This window comes from Paenibacillus sp. P3E (assembly GCF_001909045.1).
GTDB lineage: Bacteria > Bacillota > Bacilli > Paenibacillales > Paenibacillaceae > Paenibacillus_AQ > Paenibacillus_AQ helianthi.
The window spans coordinates 1-15468 of sequence record NZ_LVWH01000013.1 but is presented as its reverse complement, the minus strand read 5'-3'; the positions used below and the strand labels follow the sequence as shown (position 1 = coordinate 15468).

18 protein-coding genes, 1 tRNA gene and 2 pseudogenes are annotated in these 15468 nt (G+C 47.3%); 14 read left to right on the top strand and 7 right to left on the bottom strand.

Annotation, left to right across the window (positions count from 1 at the left end):
• Positions 1-209: transposase (locus A3842_RS03295; RefSeq protein ID WP_178382058.1), on the top strand; the 209-nt coding region annotated here is incomplete at its 5' end.
• A gap of 103 nt (positions 210-312) precedes the next feature.
• On the opposite strand, the gene A3842_RS03290 is transcribed toward A3842_RS03295, so the two are convergent.
• Positions 313-1983: an S-layer homology domain-containing protein gene (locus A3842_RS03290; RefSeq protein ID WP_074100419.1), complete on the bottom strand. Its 1671-nt coding sequence runs from the start codon at positions 1981-1983 to the stop codon at positions 313-315.
• 188 nt (positions 1984-2171) lie between these two features.
• On the opposite strand from A3842_RS03290, the gene A3842_RS03285 reads away from it, so the two are divergent.
• Positions 2172-2450, top strand: coding sequence for a hypothetical protein (locus A3842_RS03285; RefSeq protein WP_256701466.1), 279 nt, complete (start codon positions 2172-2174; stop codon positions 2448-2450).
• The gene (locus A3842_RS03280) at positions 2440-2658 is read left to right on the top strand and encodes a 2-phosphosulfolactate phosphatase (protein WP_074100418.1); all 219 of its coding nucleotides are present in this window, start codon (positions 2440-2442) and stop codon (positions 2656-2658) included. Before A3842_RS03285 ends, A3842_RS03280 begins: the two co-directional genes overlap by 11 nt.
• 102 nt (positions 2659-2760) lie before the next feature.
• Here A3842_RS03280 and A3842_RS32345 read toward each other — a convergent pair whose 3' ends face one another.
• The 3 genes from A3842_RS32345 to A3842_RS03270 form a co-directional block, all read right to left on the bottom strand.
• Positions 2761-2922 (bottom strand): hypothetical protein, encoded by a 162-nt coding sequence (locus A3842_RS32345; protein WP_167374626.1) that lies wholly within the window; start codon positions 2920-2922, stop codon positions 2761-2763.
• A gap of 86 nt (positions 2923-3008) precedes the next feature.
• The gene (locus tag A3842_RS03275; protein ID WP_074085625.1) at positions 3009-3551 is read right to left on the bottom strand and encodes an ImmA/IrrE family metallo-endopeptidase; all 543 of its coding nucleotides are present in this window, start codon (positions 3549-3551) and stop codon (positions 3009-3011) included.
• A gap of 112 nt (positions 3552-3663) precedes the next feature.
• A complete protein-coding gene (locus A3842_RS03270) occupies positions 3664-3840 on the bottom strand; it encodes a YjfB family protein (RefSeq protein ID WP_074085624.1) in 177 nt (58 codons plus the stop codon).
• A 620-nt stretch (positions 3841-4460) separates the two neighbouring features.
• Here A3842_RS03270 and A3842_RS03265 point away from each other — a divergent pair.
• Positions 4461-4673: a hypothetical protein gene (locus A3842_RS03265; RefSeq protein ID WP_143186142.1), complete on the top strand. Its 213-nt coding sequence runs from the start codon at positions 4461-4463 to the stop codon at positions 4671-4673.
• Positions 4674-4724: 51 nt separating this feature from the next.
• Here the strand turns inward: A3842_RS03265 and A3842_RS03260 are convergent, their stop codons facing one another.
• Positions 4725-5165: a NucA/NucB deoxyribonuclease domain-containing protein gene (locus A3842_RS03260; RefSeq protein WP_074100417.1), complete on the bottom strand. Its 441-nt coding sequence runs from the start codon at positions 5163-5165 to the stop codon at positions 4725-4727.
• 167 nt (positions 5166-5332) lie between these two features.
• Between A3842_RS03260 and A3842_RS03255 the strand changes: the two genes are divergently transcribed.
• Both A3842_RS03255 and A3842_RS03250 read left to right on the top strand, forming a co-directional pair.
• Positions 5333-5716: a cytidine deaminase gene (locus A3842_RS03255; protein WP_074100416.1), complete on the top strand. Its 384-nt coding sequence runs from the start codon at positions 5333-5335 to the stop codon at positions 5714-5716.
• A gap of 140 nt (positions 5717-5856) precedes the next feature.
• Positions 5857-7332, top strand: coding sequence for a glycosyl hydrolase (locus tag A3842_RS03250; protein ID WP_074100415.1), 1476 nt, complete (start codon positions 5857-5859; stop codon positions 7330-7332).
• 15 nt (positions 7333-7347) lie between these two features.
• Here A3842_RS03250 and A3842_RS03245 read toward each other — a convergent pair whose 3' ends face one another.
• Positions 7348-7848, bottom strand: coding sequence for a PH domain-containing protein (locus A3842_RS03245; RefSeq protein ID WP_074100414.1), 501 nt, complete (start codon positions 7846-7848; stop codon positions 7348-7350).
• A gap of 292 nt (positions 7849-8140) precedes the next feature.
• On the opposite strand from A3842_RS03245, the gene A3842_RS03240 reads away from it, so the two are divergent.
• Positions 8141-8776: a hypothetical protein gene (locus A3842_RS03240; protein WP_074100413.1), complete on the top strand. Its 636-nt coding sequence runs from the start codon at positions 8141-8143 to the stop codon at positions 8774-8776.
• A gap of 275 nt (positions 8777-9051) precedes the next feature.
• Positions 9052-9387: a YolD-like family protein gene (locus A3842_RS03235; protein ID WP_074100412.1), complete on the top strand. Its 336-nt coding sequence runs from the start codon at positions 9052-9054 to the stop codon at positions 9385-9387.
• Between the two features lie 29 nt (positions 9388-9416).
• Here the strand turns inward: A3842_RS03235 and A3842_RS32340 are convergent, their stop codons facing one another.
• Positions 9417-9584: a hypothetical protein gene (locus A3842_RS32340; RefSeq protein ID WP_178382283.1), complete on the bottom strand. Its 168-nt coding sequence runs from the start codon at positions 9582-9584 to the stop codon at positions 9417-9419.
• 195 nt (positions 9585-9779) lie between these two features.
• Here A3842_RS32340 and A3842_RS03230 point away from each other — a divergent pair, with 195 nt between their 5' ends.
• From A3842_RS03230 to A3842_RS03205, 6 genes and pseudogenes are all read left to right on the top strand, one after another.
• The gene (locus tag A3842_RS03230; RefSeq protein WP_074100411.1) at positions 9780-10466 is read left to right on the top strand and encodes a M15 family metallopeptidase; all 687 of its coding nucleotides are present in this window, start codon (positions 9780-9782) and stop codon (positions 10464-10466) included.
• Positions 10467-10538: 72 nt separating this feature from the next.
• A complete protein-coding gene (locus A3842_RS33150) occupies positions 10539-10934 on the top strand; it encodes a WGxxGxxG family protein (protein WP_074085616.1) in 396 nt (131 codons plus the stop codon).
• A 139-nt stretch (positions 10935-11073) separates the two neighbouring features.
• A tRNA-Leu gene (locus A3842_RS03220) sits at positions 11074-11159 on the top strand.
• Between the two features lie 256 nt (positions 11160-11415).
• Positions 11416-11769: pseudogene (locus A3842_RS03215) on the top strand (glycoside hydrolase family 130 protein); the annotation flags it as partial.
• A 19-nt stretch (positions 11770-11788) separates the two neighbouring features.
• A pseudogene (locus tag A3842_RS03210) lies at positions 11789-13974 on the top strand (alpha-mannosidase); the annotation flags it as partial.
• A gap of 498 nt (positions 13975-14472) precedes the next feature.
• On the top strand, positions 14473-15411 hold the full coding sequence (locus tag A3842_RS03205; protein WP_256701468.1) for an ABC transporter permease: 939 nt from the start codon (positions 14473-14475) through the stop codon (positions 15409-15411).
• Positions 15412-15468: the final 57 nt, after the last annotated feature.

Here is a 15468-nt window from a genome sequence, read left to right as displayed (position 1 = left end):
GGAGTGAAGAAGGTTATGCCTTGGCCGTCCGCCGAATGACAGAACCAGAAAGCGTGTTTGGACAACTGAAGAACAACCGGGGCTTCCGGAGGTTTCTGCTTCGCGGCATGGAAAAAGTGACGCTTGAAGTCGGGTGGCTTTCCCTTGCTCATAATCTGCTGAAGCAAGCTGCCAATGACCAAAAACACAGATCAGCGATCCTCCAATAACGGGAGAATCGCTGCTTTGCTCACTTTTTGAGGTCTTAAGAATGAAGAAAGCTGTCTAAGTCATAGAAAATCCACTTATGGGACAGCCCCGTTTGTCTATGAATTATATAGGAAAAGGAAATGGCATAGGCAGGGAAACTAATGTGATACTTTGTTCGTTTGACAAAGTTTTGATGCCTTCACCGTCGGCATCCGCCGTGAATTTAATCAGATAGTTTCCAGCAGGGGGCATAACTTTTCCGTGAAGTTCAAACGAAAAATCATTTGCATTGTTGATACCTGTAATATGGATGGTATGTCCGTCTTCACTGATCTGATCGGAAGTAGGATGAAGCCACTGTGAGCTCACGTTATAATAATCATCAGTGGAGAAGGTCAATCCCTCCATGGTTACATTAATAAATCCATCAACAAATGGTTCAGATGTAATAAAGTCATAGCGAATAGAATTTGGAGTGCTTCCCTCAATTAATTCTTTGGTTATGCCACTATCAAATTCAACTATGCCAGGTGCAGTTTGTGCATAAATCGCCTGTTCAAAGGTTTTGGTAACGGGTTGGCCATTGGTCGTTCCAGTAGCAGCAACAGGTGTAACCTCGACTGTGATATATTTTCCGAAATCTTGCGCTGAAGGCGTATAATGATTAATGTCATTTCCAGGTATTAGTACACGATCCGTACCATCAATAGCTGAAGAGACAAACCATCTGTAATGGATAATGGACGGATAGTCCAGTTCTTCGTCTTCATAATCGAAATTAATAGAAACTACTTCACCGACTGCAGGGGCAATATATCCAGGTTCATACTCTAATCTAAGATTCTTAACAACAGGAGCATGATTAACCGGCGTTGGCACCGGAGTAGGCGATGGTGTTGGTGATGGTGTTGGTGATGGTGAAGCAGTAGCCTCTGGTGATGGTGAAGCAGTAGGCTCTGGTGAAGGTGATGCAGTAGGTTCTGGTGATGGTGATGCAGTAGGTTCTGGTGATGGCGCAACTGTAGGCACAGGTGTTGGTGCTGCAGTCGGATCCGGAACGTATACCGCTGCCGTGATTGGAGTTGGAGATGGTGTTAGCGTCGGAGTCTGCGTTGGCGTGCTTGAAGGCACTGCTGTTGGCTGATTACTGCTTTCATCAAGAGTATTCTTCTTGACCAGGAATTTGGCAGTAACCAAAGCTACATCCTGTCTGCTGGCGTTTATTGAAGGGCTGAATGTCCCATCAGGTCTGCCTACCATTAATCCATACTCTACAGCTGCGGCTACAGCATCCTTGGCCCATACTGCAATAAGGTCTGAGTCGGGAAAGGTAAGATTTTTAGCTTTTCCTGCGGGATCTACTCCCAAGGCGTTCACGAACATCACTGCCATTTGCTCCCGGGTAATGCTTTGGAACCCGCCGAACAAATTCCCGCCCATACCTTTGACAAGGCCGGCTTTAGCGGCAGCTTCCACCGCGGCAAAGGCATAACTATCCTTCGGGATGTCTTTAAAGGTTGCTGTAGCTGGAGGTGCGGAAAGATTAAGGTTAAGAGCATTGGCAAGGACGATGGCAAAATCCTGTCTTTTAATATTCCCTTCCGGATTAAACTTTCCATCGCCGGTTCCGTTCATGATCCCTTTGGAGATAAGTTCCTGAATTGCAGCCTTAGCATAATTGTTTGGAATATCCGAAAGAGTGGGTGCAGCTGAAGCTGGGGACACGAGCGTTCCTAGTAAGACTGCTGTTGATAAAACGGACAAGGACTTGAATTTCAACTGTTGTTTTTTCATAAATTACTCCTTTTAGTGGTTAATTTCTCTAGTTGATGGACGAAGATATACTGATTCCAAAGAACCATTACTATCGTCTTATATTTATCGGATAAAGATACAACTTTATTAATATTATTAATTGATTAAAATTTATTAGTACGAACCTCAATGGATGCTTTCAAATACATGTTCACCGGAGGTATGATTTGAAAAATTTAGGGGTTATTCTGCCGTTGCTGTTGTTCATGCTTACGGGTTTGTTTACGGTCTACAGTTTTGTGTTTCCCTTTGAGGCGGGAGAGAAGCTGCAAGGCGTTTGGGTTGTGATGATCATCTTTTTGAGCCCGCTAGGGCTGGTATTGGCAATTACTAACAAGGGCAATACGCAGCCTAAGCTCAAAAAAGTCGCAATTGGCGGGAATGTGGCATTGATGCTGTTTCTTTTTTTGTATATGTCGCTAGGTGTCATCGTTCTTGGGGTTTAACGTTTGGTGTGGACTATCTGTCATTAATGAGGAGATTTGCGTCCCGGCGTCCCGGCATAAGATAAAGAGGCTGATCAGGGAGTCAGCAAGTGCACGTGAACTGCATGAGCGGGGGTATGATGCAGATGTGATCTACTGCTGCCAACTCGACAAGTATGCTGTGGTGCCGATGCTGCATGAGGGGTATTTTACAGAAGCAGAGGACTGATGATTTCGGAAAAGAAGGCGGGGCCCTCCTATTCAGATATTTGGACCCTGCCGGATGCCGGCGGGGCCGCTTTTTAACCGGGCAGCGTTATGGCATAAGTTACTAATCTTCTTGTGGTTCTTGCAGGAGAATGGAAAAAGTCTGGGTCTCGTGGTTCACTTCAATGGTTTCGATGCCCACAAAATCCGGAATTTCGGGGTGTACTGCGTCCACGCTGTAATCCGGATGGGTCAACAACAAGTGGATAACTTCGATGGCTTCCATACCGCTCCCCCCTAAGGGTAATTTCTTGATACCTATAGGCTCTGATCTCAGATAAATGCATGTCTGCATTATTATCTCCTCTGCATTTACCGAATATGTCTGTGGCTTAATTTTCTGTCCTCGTTTCGCTCCATCACAGCAATCAACTGGCCCTGGAACACACGCCGCTGAATTTGATCGATCCGCTGCAGAGCCAGCTCGCAGGGAACCTGAAAAGCAGCAGCAAGCTCCTGAATCGCATCTTCACGGAGTTCAGGCAGAGTCATCTTCGAAATCATGGAGTAAGGCATTGCCGCATATAGAATGAAGCGTTCCGATTCATCCCTCTCCGCTTGGCTAAATTGCTCAGGCATCAGTGTGTGGCTGCCGGCATGACGGAGCAGATGGCAGAGCTCATGCAGAAATTCCAGGCGCTGAAGTTCATCCGGAAGCCGGTTATCGATAAACATGCTGTACATACCGGCAGAGGCCTCAATCCCTTTGCTCCTCACATCCAAATAATGGACCCAAATATTCAGGCGCTCGGCAATATATGCAATCGAAATTTGTGCCGGCTTACGGATATCCAACCGTTCATATAAATCTTCCGTCCACTTCTCCAGAGCCGTCATTTGATAGTAAGAATGCATTTGATTCACCTCAGATACAAGATCGTATGTTCGTATTTATGGCCAAAAGAAAAGCCCAAAGGGCTTAAGGTTGACGCGAACCTGTGTTCTTATGTATCTAAGCATAAAGCAATCAAACTCTAATATCAAGTGTTTTTCCCAAGTTAGGGTGTACGCTCTGTTCAAGCATTTGAGCCATATTCTGTCCCTGAACCTCTGCCTGATCCTTGGCAATGCTGAGCACTTGCAGACTTGCAGCCTGTTGCAGACTAGCCTGACCCAATGATACGGATAAAGCGGCGATATCCATTTCACACCTCCTAAAAGTTTTGTGAGCATGGCTTCCTGTCCTTCTTCGTGCAAAACTCACTTCGAAAGCATAGTCTTAAGTTTTGTGAGTATGGCTTCCTGTTCTACTTCGTACAAAACTCACTTCGGAAGCATAGTCTTAAGTTTTGTGAGTATGGCTTGAAGAGGAGCATTCCTATTATATATCGACTTTCTTCACACAATTGATTAGGTGAATGGGATTTCTTTGCCAATTGGCCCATGCAGCACATTAGCCTGCAACATATTCTGTGCTGTAGTCAATATTTAAGAGGAGGAATTAACTATGGGAGCAGATTATGGTTGCGGTTGTGGTAATGTCGGTGGAGTAAATCAAGGTCCTCCAGTAGTGCCGGTTTGTAGCCCTTTTACTTCGACAGGAGCGATTCTGGTACTGTTCATTCTGCTGGTTATTATCACTAGAGCCTGTATATTCTAGAACGTATTATAGTATTTCAATCTGCAAATGTGGTCCTGTCTGGCGAATGCCGGATAGGGCTATTTCTTTAATAATGCGTCTTTTTCGCAGATCATCGAATATAGAACATCTGTTTGCATATAATACATACAAACGTTCTGTTTCTTCGAAGGGAGGGCCTTCACTTGCGCCCGAAGGATATAGAAAAGCTGATCGGTGAGGTGGTTGAAATTATATACGAAGATAAGGCAGGCAAAATTACACAGCGGAGAATAAAAGTTCACGGACACAAAGCCGGGCTTCTCAGAACAACTTGTTTTACAACCGGCGGACCCCGGGTTTTTCGGGTGGAGCGAATTCTGGCCTGGCGGCGGGATAAGGTAAGCCATGCCGGGTGATACAGCGTGCAAGCTGATACGAATCATATATCACCAACGGCGGGTGCCGGGCTATTTGAACATGAACTCCACCCGCGTGCCGTCAGGCAGCTCCTCCAGTTGATTGCCCACCCAGCTGCCGGCACCGCGGTTGTCCTTAGGCCTTATGTATTCGATGTCAGCACCGCTGCCGCCCTCCTCACACATGGCCATCGGCCATTCGTCGCGGTCATATCCTTTTTTGGTCGGGATCCCCTTCAAGGATTCTTTGCGGTTCTCTTCGGCTTCCTGCCGGTCGATGGTGCAAATGGACGACTCTCCACTTCGGATGGCATCCTGAATGTGCCTGGCTGTCTCCGGGTAACGGTCACTGGGGAACACCAGTTGGACAACATCAGTGTCTCCTGTAGTAGACTGACTGCCAGGCAGTGGCCCTTTCTCCTCAAACCAGTAAGCGGCGGCCAAGAGCAGCAGGACGATGATGAAACTTGGGATGAATTTCTTGGACTTCACTTTGCTGCCCCCTAAAAGTTTTGTGAGCCTATGCTTCTAAATACAGCTTCGTACAAAACTGCTTCGCAAGCATAAGCCTAAGTTTTGTGAGCCTATGCTTTCGCCAAACGTAGACTTAACCAGTATATCTTAAATCCCGCCCCATTTAGTATACTGAAAATCAGACGTTGATTGCCTGCGCACAGGAAATCATCAAGAAGCGCTATGAATGGGAGAGACATCATGTGGGAGCGGCTCTCCGGACCAAGACGGGGGAGATCTTCACCGCAGTTCATGTGGAGGCCAGTCTATCCAGAGTTACCGTATGTGCGGAAGCGATGGTGATCGGAAAGGCAATTTCCGAGGGATACAAGGAGTTTGATACGATAGTTGCGGTAAGACATCCCGATCCCGATAATGCTGAAGGGGAGATCCAAGTTGTCTCCCCATGCGGCATGTGCAGAGAGCTGATTGCCGATTACGGCAAGGATTGCAAGGTGATTGTTCCTGTAGAGGGAAGTCTAGCCAAGGTGAGTGCAGTCGGGTTGCTGCCAATGAGGTATTCCAGATAGCTGAAAAGGAATATACATAGCTTGAATATGGTTTTTGGATTCCGTGCGGGTTAGGTATGCCGATTTCATGTCGATTCGCCGTGCATTTGTCCTACACATCCCCATATGATGTAGAAAAAAGGGATAGGATGGTGGAAAAGATGGAATCACGTATACTTCGGGATTTACTGGATTCCGCCTCACGGCTGGTAGGTGATGTGCAGTGGCAGGCAGCCTTTCGAAATGTGCTGATGGCTCCGGCAGATGCTGCGCTCGCTCCCACGGCAGTGAAGCTGTTGAAAACGTTATACCGGCTGCAAGGGCAAGGAATTCTCAGCGGGCAACATGATTATCTGGAGAGCCCCGATGAGTTCAGCAGCAAGCTGAAGATGCTTAGCGGTCAATATGCGGCAATCCACGGCTATGAGCTGGGAGCTATTGAGAACCAGACGGTACAGCAAATCGACAGCCAGCGGCAGGCGGTGGTCGATAGTGCGATTAAGTGGAATAAAGCGGGCGGAATAGTGACGCTGACGTATCATGCCCATCTGCCGGGGACAGCTCCGGTGTGGCAGAATGTCCAGATGAGTCTCAGTGACGCAGATTTTGCCAAGTATATTTCGCCGGGTACTGTCCAGTACAATGCACTGATTACGGATCTGGACAAGACAGCCGAGTCGTTAAAAAAACTGAATGATGCAGGTGTCCCGGTGCTCTGGCGGCCGTATCATGAGATGAATGGCGATTGGTTCTGGTGGGGGAGGAAAAGCTCGTTCAGCCAGTTGTGGGACATCATGTTCGAACGGTATACGGCATATCATAAACTTCATAATCTGTTGTGGGTGTGGAGCCCCAATGCCGAAAACCAATGGTCAGATGAACCGGCCAGCTATTATCCGGGCAGCAGCAGAGTGGACGTACTGGCAATGGATATCTATGATGCGGATTTCAAGGCTAGCCATCAAGATTCTCTATGGGAGCTGGGGCGCGGCAAACTAATTGCCATTGGTGAAAATGGGGAGCTTCCGCCTCCGGCTGTGCTGGCCAAGTCCCAGAATAAATGGTCTTACCAGATGAACTGGGGCAAGCTGCTGTTTGAGAAGAACAGTGATGTGGCGATCAAGTCTTTTATGAAGGATTCCTTTGTGTTCACCCTGGATGAATATACGGCAAAGGCGGCAATATATGCCTCTATGCCTGAAGCAGCCCCTATGCCGGGGTTATATGGGCAATATTACAGTAATGCAACGCTTAGCGGAACACCCGCGGTTACGCGGACCGATGCAGATATTAATTTTGTCTGGCGGCTGTCAGCTCCCGATCCGGCACTTCCAGCCGATGTATTCTCTGTTCGCTGGAGCGGCAGGCTGAGTGCGGCCTACACAGAGAGCTATACGATATATTCGTCCTCAGATGATGGTATCCGGGTGTGGATAGACGGGGTGCTGGTCATTGATAGCTGGGTGAAGCAGAGCGGGCAGGAACGGAAGGGTATGGTGAATCTGATTGCCGGGAAGCTGCATGAATTGAAGGTGGAGTATTATGAAAACCAAGGTGATGCGCGGGCAGTTCTGATGTGGGAAAGCCCCAGACAGGTCAAAGGCGTCATTCCAGCCGGGGCATTCTATCTTCCCTAAAAGGCAGGGCGGTGTCTAGATTTGTTCGCGGTAGCTGATATTATTGGCGATTTTTTCATCGCGCACAGCTTTGCGGAGCGCATCCTTTACGGTTTGGGGATGGCGGATTCTGCGCAATATCAACTGTGGCGATGAAGCATCATCCGAAAATACCGTAAGAATTCCGATGCCGAGAATACGCTGCATGATGGACTGGTCGACAGAGAAGTCATTCACCCGCAGCAATTCGATTTCTTCAACGTCTTTGCCAATCAGTCCGGTTTTGACCATAATACGCTGGCTGGTGATCGTATATGTAGTTGTGTTCAGGCGTATAATGCCTTTGAGGCGGTCGGAAATACCGGCCGGTTTGCCCTGCCACAGTTCGATTTCAGGTCCTGAACCCGATCCGGGTGCAGCTCCAGCCGAGGAACGGCGTATGGGTGCGGCTGAATCCCCCTCAGTACTTGCTCCACATTCTCCGCAAAATTTGGCGCCTTGCTTGTATTCTGCGCCACAGCTAGTGCAATAAGGCATCGCAATCTTCCTCTCTATTAATCATGTTGCAATCATTATAGTATAAACAGAGATTTCCAGACACTGCTGGCGGTCTTTTTTTGGAATTTATATGCTCAACGCTATACATTATCCTTCTATTTCTCGCTGAAACGGTAGTTCCCTTAAAAGGACGAATCACCGTTTCTACTTGTTTTCACTGAATGGATACGCTTCAATTCCGCCAAATATACCATTCCTGCTATTTTTACATTATTTTCAGTTGCACTTTACAATACTCGATATTATTCTGTTAATTGGAGGGATTTTAAATATGAGACAAGCCTTACTGGCAGTATTACTAATGGTAGTTATGGTTCTAAGCGCCTGCAGCAATAATTCGGCACCAGCTTCCCACGAAGAAGTGCAGGAGAAGGTACAAAGCTTTTATAATGAAATGACAAAATTTGATCAAATGGGAAAATCCTCGTTGGACGCATTCAACACAACCTTAACCTCATTTTCATCAGGAAAAGCAACGGACAAGGAATTGGAAAAGGCAATAGATCAATTTCAGGACACGGCTTCGGATATCGCTGATGAAGTCAAAGATGTGAAAATTTCCAAAAGCCTGCCAGAGAATATTCAAAAGCTGCTAAAAGACTCAATGATTGCGTTTCAGAGCGCGTACTCCATCAAGGAGCAGGCCTCGAAAAGTGCGGCTTCCCCAGACGTTACAGCCGATGAGTTCAAGGATATGAACCAGCAAGCGGATGTGGCGATGTTGTACGGCATCTCCAAGCTGAATGAAGCCAGAGTAGCCGCAGGACTGATCGAGAAGGGGAGTGCGGCGGAAGAAACATTGTCTGGTACAGATACTAGCACCGCTGCAGACACACAAGCAAATACAGACACTAAGGACAAGAATACAAAGTCTGGTTCAGGTACTTCGGTCACTGACGTTAAGTAAAAAAGGAATGCCGCATAAGCGACTTCCTTACATTAAGGCACAAACAAAGGCGCTTCACAGAATAACTGTGAGCGTCTTTTTGTTAGCTATTGGGAACGTACCAGACAGAGATTCAAACGTCTGGACTTCACTCTTGTCATTCCATTGCGGCTGCATACATTATTTTGTGATTGATTAAAAAGCGGAGATGGGCGTATAATACAAACATACGTTCGCTTCTGGCGGGAATGCAATCTGTAAAACGATTTAAGAACACCATGGAAGGAGGAACGGCAATGGGAGAAAAGCTGGAAGGGAACCGCCTATGGGAGAGCAGCCGGATGATGCTGCCGGAGCACAAGAGCCGGATTTGGAACGATAAGCGGGAAATGCTTCGCCGCATGAAGCCGGTTCTGAACGAGCAGAAGCTGGAGGAGATCGAGTTCACGCTGGCGCTATCGCTGCGGAGTCATGTCCGGGTAACGGTGGTGTTGTTTGATGCTTTTGAGAATAAGCAGCTGAACGGCTTTGTGACCTCCATTCACACCCACTCGCGCGAGATCAAGCTGCAGTGGGCGGAGGAATGGAAGTGGATTGAAGTGGATGATATTGTGGAGGCATACATCGTCTGAGGGCCAGCCTTGACCCATTCGATGAAGCCCTATTCTCTATTTGTGGAATGGGCTTCTGTTCTCTCATAAGCAATCAGGGTCACTGACTTATTGCCGTTCATTTGAGCAATTGCCGCTTCGGCCTGGCGGATGATCTCCACCGCATCCTCCTGTTCACTCAATGCCGCGACTTTGTAGCTGTCACTGTGGATGTCCATGCTGTTATCCCACCTTTCACTTTTATCTTAGCCTGTTTGGGCAGAAATCATCCCGGAAAGCGGCGGGTAAACGCACACCCATATAGGCAAGATGCTCAGGCCCCGCATAGTTCGGGGTTTTTTCTTTTACAATGAAGTAAGAAGGTACAAGCAACGGCGGATTCTAGGGCATTTACTATATCAGGAGGGGATTCGATGCTGACAATAGATGAGTTGAAAAGTAAATCGGCAGACCGGCTCGGCGGTCTTCATCCCGTCCTGCTGGCGGCTGCAAATGTCCTGATACAGCGATGTTATGCCAGAGGGATCCCCATTGTCATTACTCAGGGCATGCGTACCATAGCCGAACAGAATGCGCTGTACGCACAAGGGAGAACCAAGAAGGGCAGCATTGTAACCAATGCCAGGGGAGGCAGCAGCTATCATAATTATGGCCTGGCGATGGACTTCGCGCTGCTGCTGCCGGATGGGCAGAACGTCTCTTGGGACACGAACAGGGATGGGAATGGAGATAAGCTGGCAGACTGGCAGGAGGTCGTGCAGGAAGCGAAAAAGCTAGGACTCGAATGGGGTGGGGACTGGACTTCTTTTAAGGATTATTCGCATTTGCAGCTGGCTTTTGGCCTGACTATTGCACAGCTTAAGGAAGGTCAGCGTCCGACCGCCCAGCAGGTTAAGGAAACCTTAAGCCGGATCACCGGAGGTGAGCCTGAAGTGAACAAGGATGTGGAAGTTACCATTAATCTGAATGGGATGAAGCTTACGGTTGGGGTATTGGATAATGGAACCACCTATGTTCCCGTGCGGGCATTGGCTGAAGCGCTCGGGGCCAAGGTTTCTTATGATCCTGTCAGCAAGACAGTGAATGTGGTGACTGTGTAAAAATTACTTGCATAGTTTAGGCGCCTAAGGGGGAAATTATCAGCGACAAACCACACAAGGGGGTATCACATCTTGAACAAGCTGATAACAAGTCTTGCCTGCGGCACTGTATTGTCCATGAGTCTGCTGGGTGTAGGATATGCATCCAGTGCTTCCGGTACTACCGGTATGGGTGGAACGGCACCGGTATATAACGGTTCTTCCACCAATGACCATATGATGAATAACACCACCGGCACCCTGCGTAACAATGATACGATCATGAGAGACAAGATCCGCACTGGTGACAACACCACTGTCTCTCCACTGTCCAACACCACGACAACTGGCAGATACCGGGCCACAAGCACGACGACCAACGCAACAGACAACGACAACAACCGCTCCAATTGGGGCTGGCTCGGATTGGTCGGCCTGCTCGGTCTGGCTGGCATGAGAAGCAAAAGCGGCGAACGCGAACGCCGTTAGTCCTGCAATACAAGTGGCCCGCAGCAGCTCCGGCTGAGCGGGTCTTTTTGTTAAGCACAACTTAACGAAAATTTTGATTGCGTATTCACAAGTTACGTGATATCATATTTCTTGTCGCGTTAAACAACGCACTAACCATGCCGGGGTGGCGGAACAGGCAGACGCACAGGACTTAAAATCCTGCGGTACGTGAGTACCGTACGGGTTCGACCCCCGTCCTCGGCACTAGAAGAACAAGGGTTTCAGCTCATTAGAGCTGGAACCCTTGTTTGTTTTTAAGATGGATTGCTAACATTTTGCTAACGGTGCCTCTTTTTCGTGTAGATTCGAGGTTTCCGATACGCTTGGAATGATGCTTGTACCGACTTCACGACGAACGGTTCTTGTTCACTCTCTGCGTTCGATAATTCTGTCACGCTCCATTCTCAGTCGCAGGATTTCTGCTCTAATGACTTCTTTACGACAAGGTAAAGTATTCATGATCGGACCGGGTCCTACGCCAATCGAAACGGACAAGGGCTGGCTGCTGATTTATCATGGCGTAATTAATACCTGTAACGGGTATGTGTACCGCATGGGCTGCGCCTTGCTTGACATTGCTGAACCCTGGAAGGTTAAGGCGCGCTCGCGCAACTATATTCTCGGTCCTGAAACCCTGTACGAATGTGTGGGAGATGTGCCTAATGTGACTTTCCCTTGTGCGGCTTTGACGGATTCGGCAACAGGACGAATTGCTATCTACTATGGCTGCGCCGATACGGTGACCGGACTGGCCTTTACTACAGTGGAAGAGCTCCTCAATTATATGAAGTTGTATCCGTTAGAAGAAGCTTAAGAAAAGAGGAGGATAGACTATGACTAGCAAAAGAACGGCTCACATCGTTTCTCATTCACACTGGGACCGGGAATGGTATTTACCCTTTGAGAAGCATCACGTCCGCCTGGTACAGCTGATGGATTCGCTGCTGGATAAGCTGGAAGGAGATTCAGCGTTTAAAAGCTTCTATCTGGATGGACAGACGATTATTCTGGAGGATTATCTTCAGGTTCGTCCGGAGAACAAGGAAAGACTGGAGAGATGTATCACGGAAGGCCGTCTGCTGATCGGGCCCTGGTATATTTTACAGGATGCGTTTCTGACAAGCGGAGAAGCGAATGTACGTAACATGCAAATCGGACATCAGGATGCCAAACGGTACGGGGAACCGGCAAAAATAGGCTATTTTCCCGATACGTTCGGCCTGGTGGGCCAGACTCCGCAGCTTATGCTGCAATCCGGCATCACCAACGTTTTCTTCGGGCGCGGAGTGAAGCCTACAGGATTCAATAATACGGTTTCTGAGGAGATTATGAGTCCTCCTTCTCTGAACTGATCTGGGAAGGCCCGGATGGCTCCAAAGTACTCGGGATTTTGTTTGCCAACTGGTATTCTAACGGAAATGAAGTGCCAACGGATGAAGCAGAGGCCAGGGCTTTCTGGGACAGGAAGCTGGCAGATGCAGAAAAATATGCTTCAACAGATCAGCTATTGTTCATGAATGGCTGTGACCATCAGCCGCTGCAGCTTGATTTGCCAGAGGCTATCCGTACAGCCCAGGCCTTATACCCGAACGTGGATTTCGTTCATTCGAACTTCCCTGATTATTTAAGTGCCTTGATTGCAGCTTAACCATCAGCAGTCGTCTGTAGATCCCGGATTATCTACAGTCATGGGTGAACTTCGCAGTCGACGTACGGATGGATGGGGCACACTTGTGAACACAGCTTCAGCCCGCATTTATTTGAAACAGATGAACCAGGTAGGACAGTCCCTTTTGGAAAAGGTAGCGGAGCCGCTAGCTTCCATCGCGAATCTTGCTGGTAAAGTTTATCCCCACCATCTATTCACCTATGCTTGAAAGACCTTAATGCAGAATCATCCGCATGATAGTATTTGCGGGTGCAGTGTAGATGAAGTGCACCGTGAGATGATCACCAGGTTTGATAAAGCCGCCACGTTGCTGAAAGCATCGTTGAAGATTGTGCAAAGTATATCGCTGATGCTGTAGATACATCGATTTTTACGGAATATGGAGACGATGCGTTGCCCTTTGTAGTGATGAATACGTCGGGCTGGAGACGTACAGGAACAGTAACTGTTGACTTGGATGCAGCCCGTCTTTATCTCCGTGAAGGCTTTACGTTGCAGGAGACCTGCCGAAGAATGCAGGAGATCGATCTCAGTGGACGAATGCTGGTGGATCAACATGGAGAAGCGGTACCCTGTACCTTAGAAGATCTGGGGCTGCAGTTTCGCTATGATCTGCCAGATGATAAATTCCGGCAGTCCTATATGTGCCGCAGGGTAAGAGTGACGTTCGAAGCTATGCAAGTGCCTGCGCTGGGACTTCGCAGCTATGCTTGGGTACAGTCGTCGCGGCCCACTCTTGAACATTTAAGCCTGCTATCCGGTAACCGAGTAATGGAGAATGACAGCCTCCGGGTAGAAATCGGAGAGGATGGTTCGTTTACTCTGATGGATAAGCTGAGAGGGATTTCATACCGTGATCTTGGGATTTATGAAAATACCGGAGACATTGGCAATGAATACATGTATAAACAGCCTGAAGGTGAGAGCACCTTGACCACACAAGGCCAGGCTGCAGAAATCCGTGTACTTGAAGATACAGCTTTCCGTGCTGCTATAGAGATCAAACATCATTGGGAAATCCCTTCTTCAGCTGATGAGAGATTAGATGCGGAGCAGCGTGCTTTGGTTTATTATCCGGAACGCAAGGCTCAGCGGAGCCGAGATACTGTGATCCTTAAGCTCCGGACTGTGATTACTCTGGAGCGCGAAGGCAAGGGGCTGCAAATTGCTTCGACCATAGACAATCAGGCTAAGGATCACCGAGTTCGGATATTGTTCCCGACCGACGTGCAAACGGCTGTACATCAAGTGGATTCGATGTTCGAAATAGTCAAACGAGATATTGAACCTGCACCGGAGTGGATAAATCCAAGTAATACGCAGCATCAGCAAACGTTCGTCGATATCAGCAATGATTATTAAATTGTGAAAAAATAAAGATGCCTAGGTACTTTTACTGGGTATTTTTATTTTTTACTGCTGGGTCTGTATAAAAGGTTAGGTACTTAATAAGTCTAGCTGAAAATCACAAGCGAGTTTTATATTCCAGCTTAGGAGTAGTACATGTAATTCTTGTTTTAAATAGAAAGGTTCAAGAAAAAAAACCCGACAATCGAATATAAAAGGTTAAAATAATAGGTCGAAATTGCGCTATGTCATGAATATCAAGGATTTTAACAAAAACTACACATTGAAATGAGATGTATTTAATCTAATTAGTGACTGAATTACAGTTGGCATGTATTTTTGTTGACTATCCAAAATGACATATTTACGAACAAGCGCCTGAGAACTAGTGTTTATGTAAGCGCTAGCAAAATTTAAATCCTGATACAGATCAAGTAGCTAGACGAAAAAGAACTTAGTTCTGAAGGGGGAGATACTATGCAGGGTACAAAAAGGTTGCTCATGAGCAGCCAGCTTCAGAAAAGGCGGAAAGAAAGTAATAAAACATGGAAGAGAATTATTCAAAACTGGGAACTTTATATATTTATCGCCCCGGCGTTCTTCTACTTCCTTATTTTTAGCTATGGTCCGATGTACGGTATCCAAATCGCATTTAAAAACTTTATCCCGACAAAAGGGATATTAGGAAGTGATTGGGTCGGTTTCGACCATTTTATCCGCTTCTTCAATTCTTATTACTTCTGGGATTTGCTGTGGAACACATTTAGTATCAGTCTATACGATTTGGCCATAGGGTTTCCGATTCCCATCATTCTTGCACTTGCGTTTAACGAAGTGAAAGATGGATTTTTCAAACGGTTGACACAGACCATTACGTATGCACCGCATTTTATTTCGGTAGTTGTTATGGCAGGTATGATTATTACGTTCCTCTCTTCTTCAACGGGTATTGTTGTTCATATCATCCAATGGCTTGGATTTGATGCTCCGCAATTCCTAACTGATCCCAAATGGTTCAAGACGGTATATGTATTCTCTGGCGTCTGGCAAAGTGCGGGATGGGGCACGATCATTTACCTGGCCGCATTATCAGGTGTTGATCCACAGCTCCACGAAGCGGCAATTATTGACGGTGCTACAAGGTTTCAACGTGTTCGTCATATCAACATTCCGACCCTAGTTCCAACGATGACAATTCTTTTGATTCTAAATATGGGTAGCCTACTTGGGGTAGGATTCGAGAAAATATTGCTGCTTCAAAACTCATTGAATATGGGAGCTTCCGACGTTATTTCGACCTTTGTATACCGCTCGGGTCTCGTCGATGCGCAGTACAGTTTCTCCACGGCAGTTGGCTTATTCAACTCCGTGATTAATGCAGTTCTGCTAATAGTTGTTAATCAGATTGTTCGTCGCACAAGCGAGAACAGTTTATGGTAGAAGAAGGAGGCTTCGACAGATGATATCTGGAGTAAGGGAGACTGGAAGGGATAAGGT

Bases quoted from the DNA above. Each gene is read 5' to 3' on its own strand.
- A3842_RS03290 (WP_074100419.1), bottom strand. From the start codon at position 1,983: ATGAAAAAACAACAGTTGAAATTCAAGTCCTTGTCCGTTTTATCAACA.
- A3842_RS32345 (WP_167374626.1), bottom strand. From the start codon at position 2,922: ATGGAAGCCATCGAAGTTATCCACTTGTTGTTGACCCATCCGGATTAC.
- A3842_RS03275 (WP_074085625.1), bottom strand. From the start codon at position 3,551: ATGCATTCTTACTATCAAATGACGGCTCTGGAGAAGTGGACGGAAGAT.
- A3842_RS03270 (WP_074085624.1), bottom strand. From the start codon at position 3,840: ATGGATATCGCCGCTTTATCCGTATCATTGGGTCAGGCTAGTCTGCAA.
- A3842_RS03250 (WP_074100415.1), top strand. From the start codon at position 5,857: ATGGAATCACGTATACTTCGGGATTTACTGGATTCCGCCTCACGGCTG.
- A3842_RS03245 (WP_074100414.1), bottom strand. From the start codon at position 7,848: ATGCCTTATTGCACTAGCTGTGGCGCAGAATACAAGCAAGGCGCCAAA.
- A3842_RS03240 (WP_074100413.1), top strand. From the start codon at position 8,141: ATGAGACAAGCCTTACTGGCAGTATTACTAATGGTAGTTATGGTTCTA.
- A3842_RS03235 (WP_074100412.1), top strand. From the start codon at position 9,052: ATGGGAGAAAAGCTGGAAGGGAACCGCCTATGGGAGAGCAGCCGGATG.
- A3842_RS32340 (WP_178382283.1), bottom strand. From the start codon at position 9,584: ATGGACATCCACAGTGACAGCTACAAAGTCGCGGCATTGAGTGAACAG.
- A3842_RS03230 (WP_074100411.1), top strand. From the start codon at position 9,780: ATGCTGACAATAGATGAGTTGAAAAGTAAATCGGCAGACCGGCTCGGC.
- A3842_RS03205 (WP_256701468.1), top strand. From the start codon at position 14,473: ATGAGCAGCCAGCTTCAGAAAAGGCGGAAAGAAAGTAATAAAACATGG.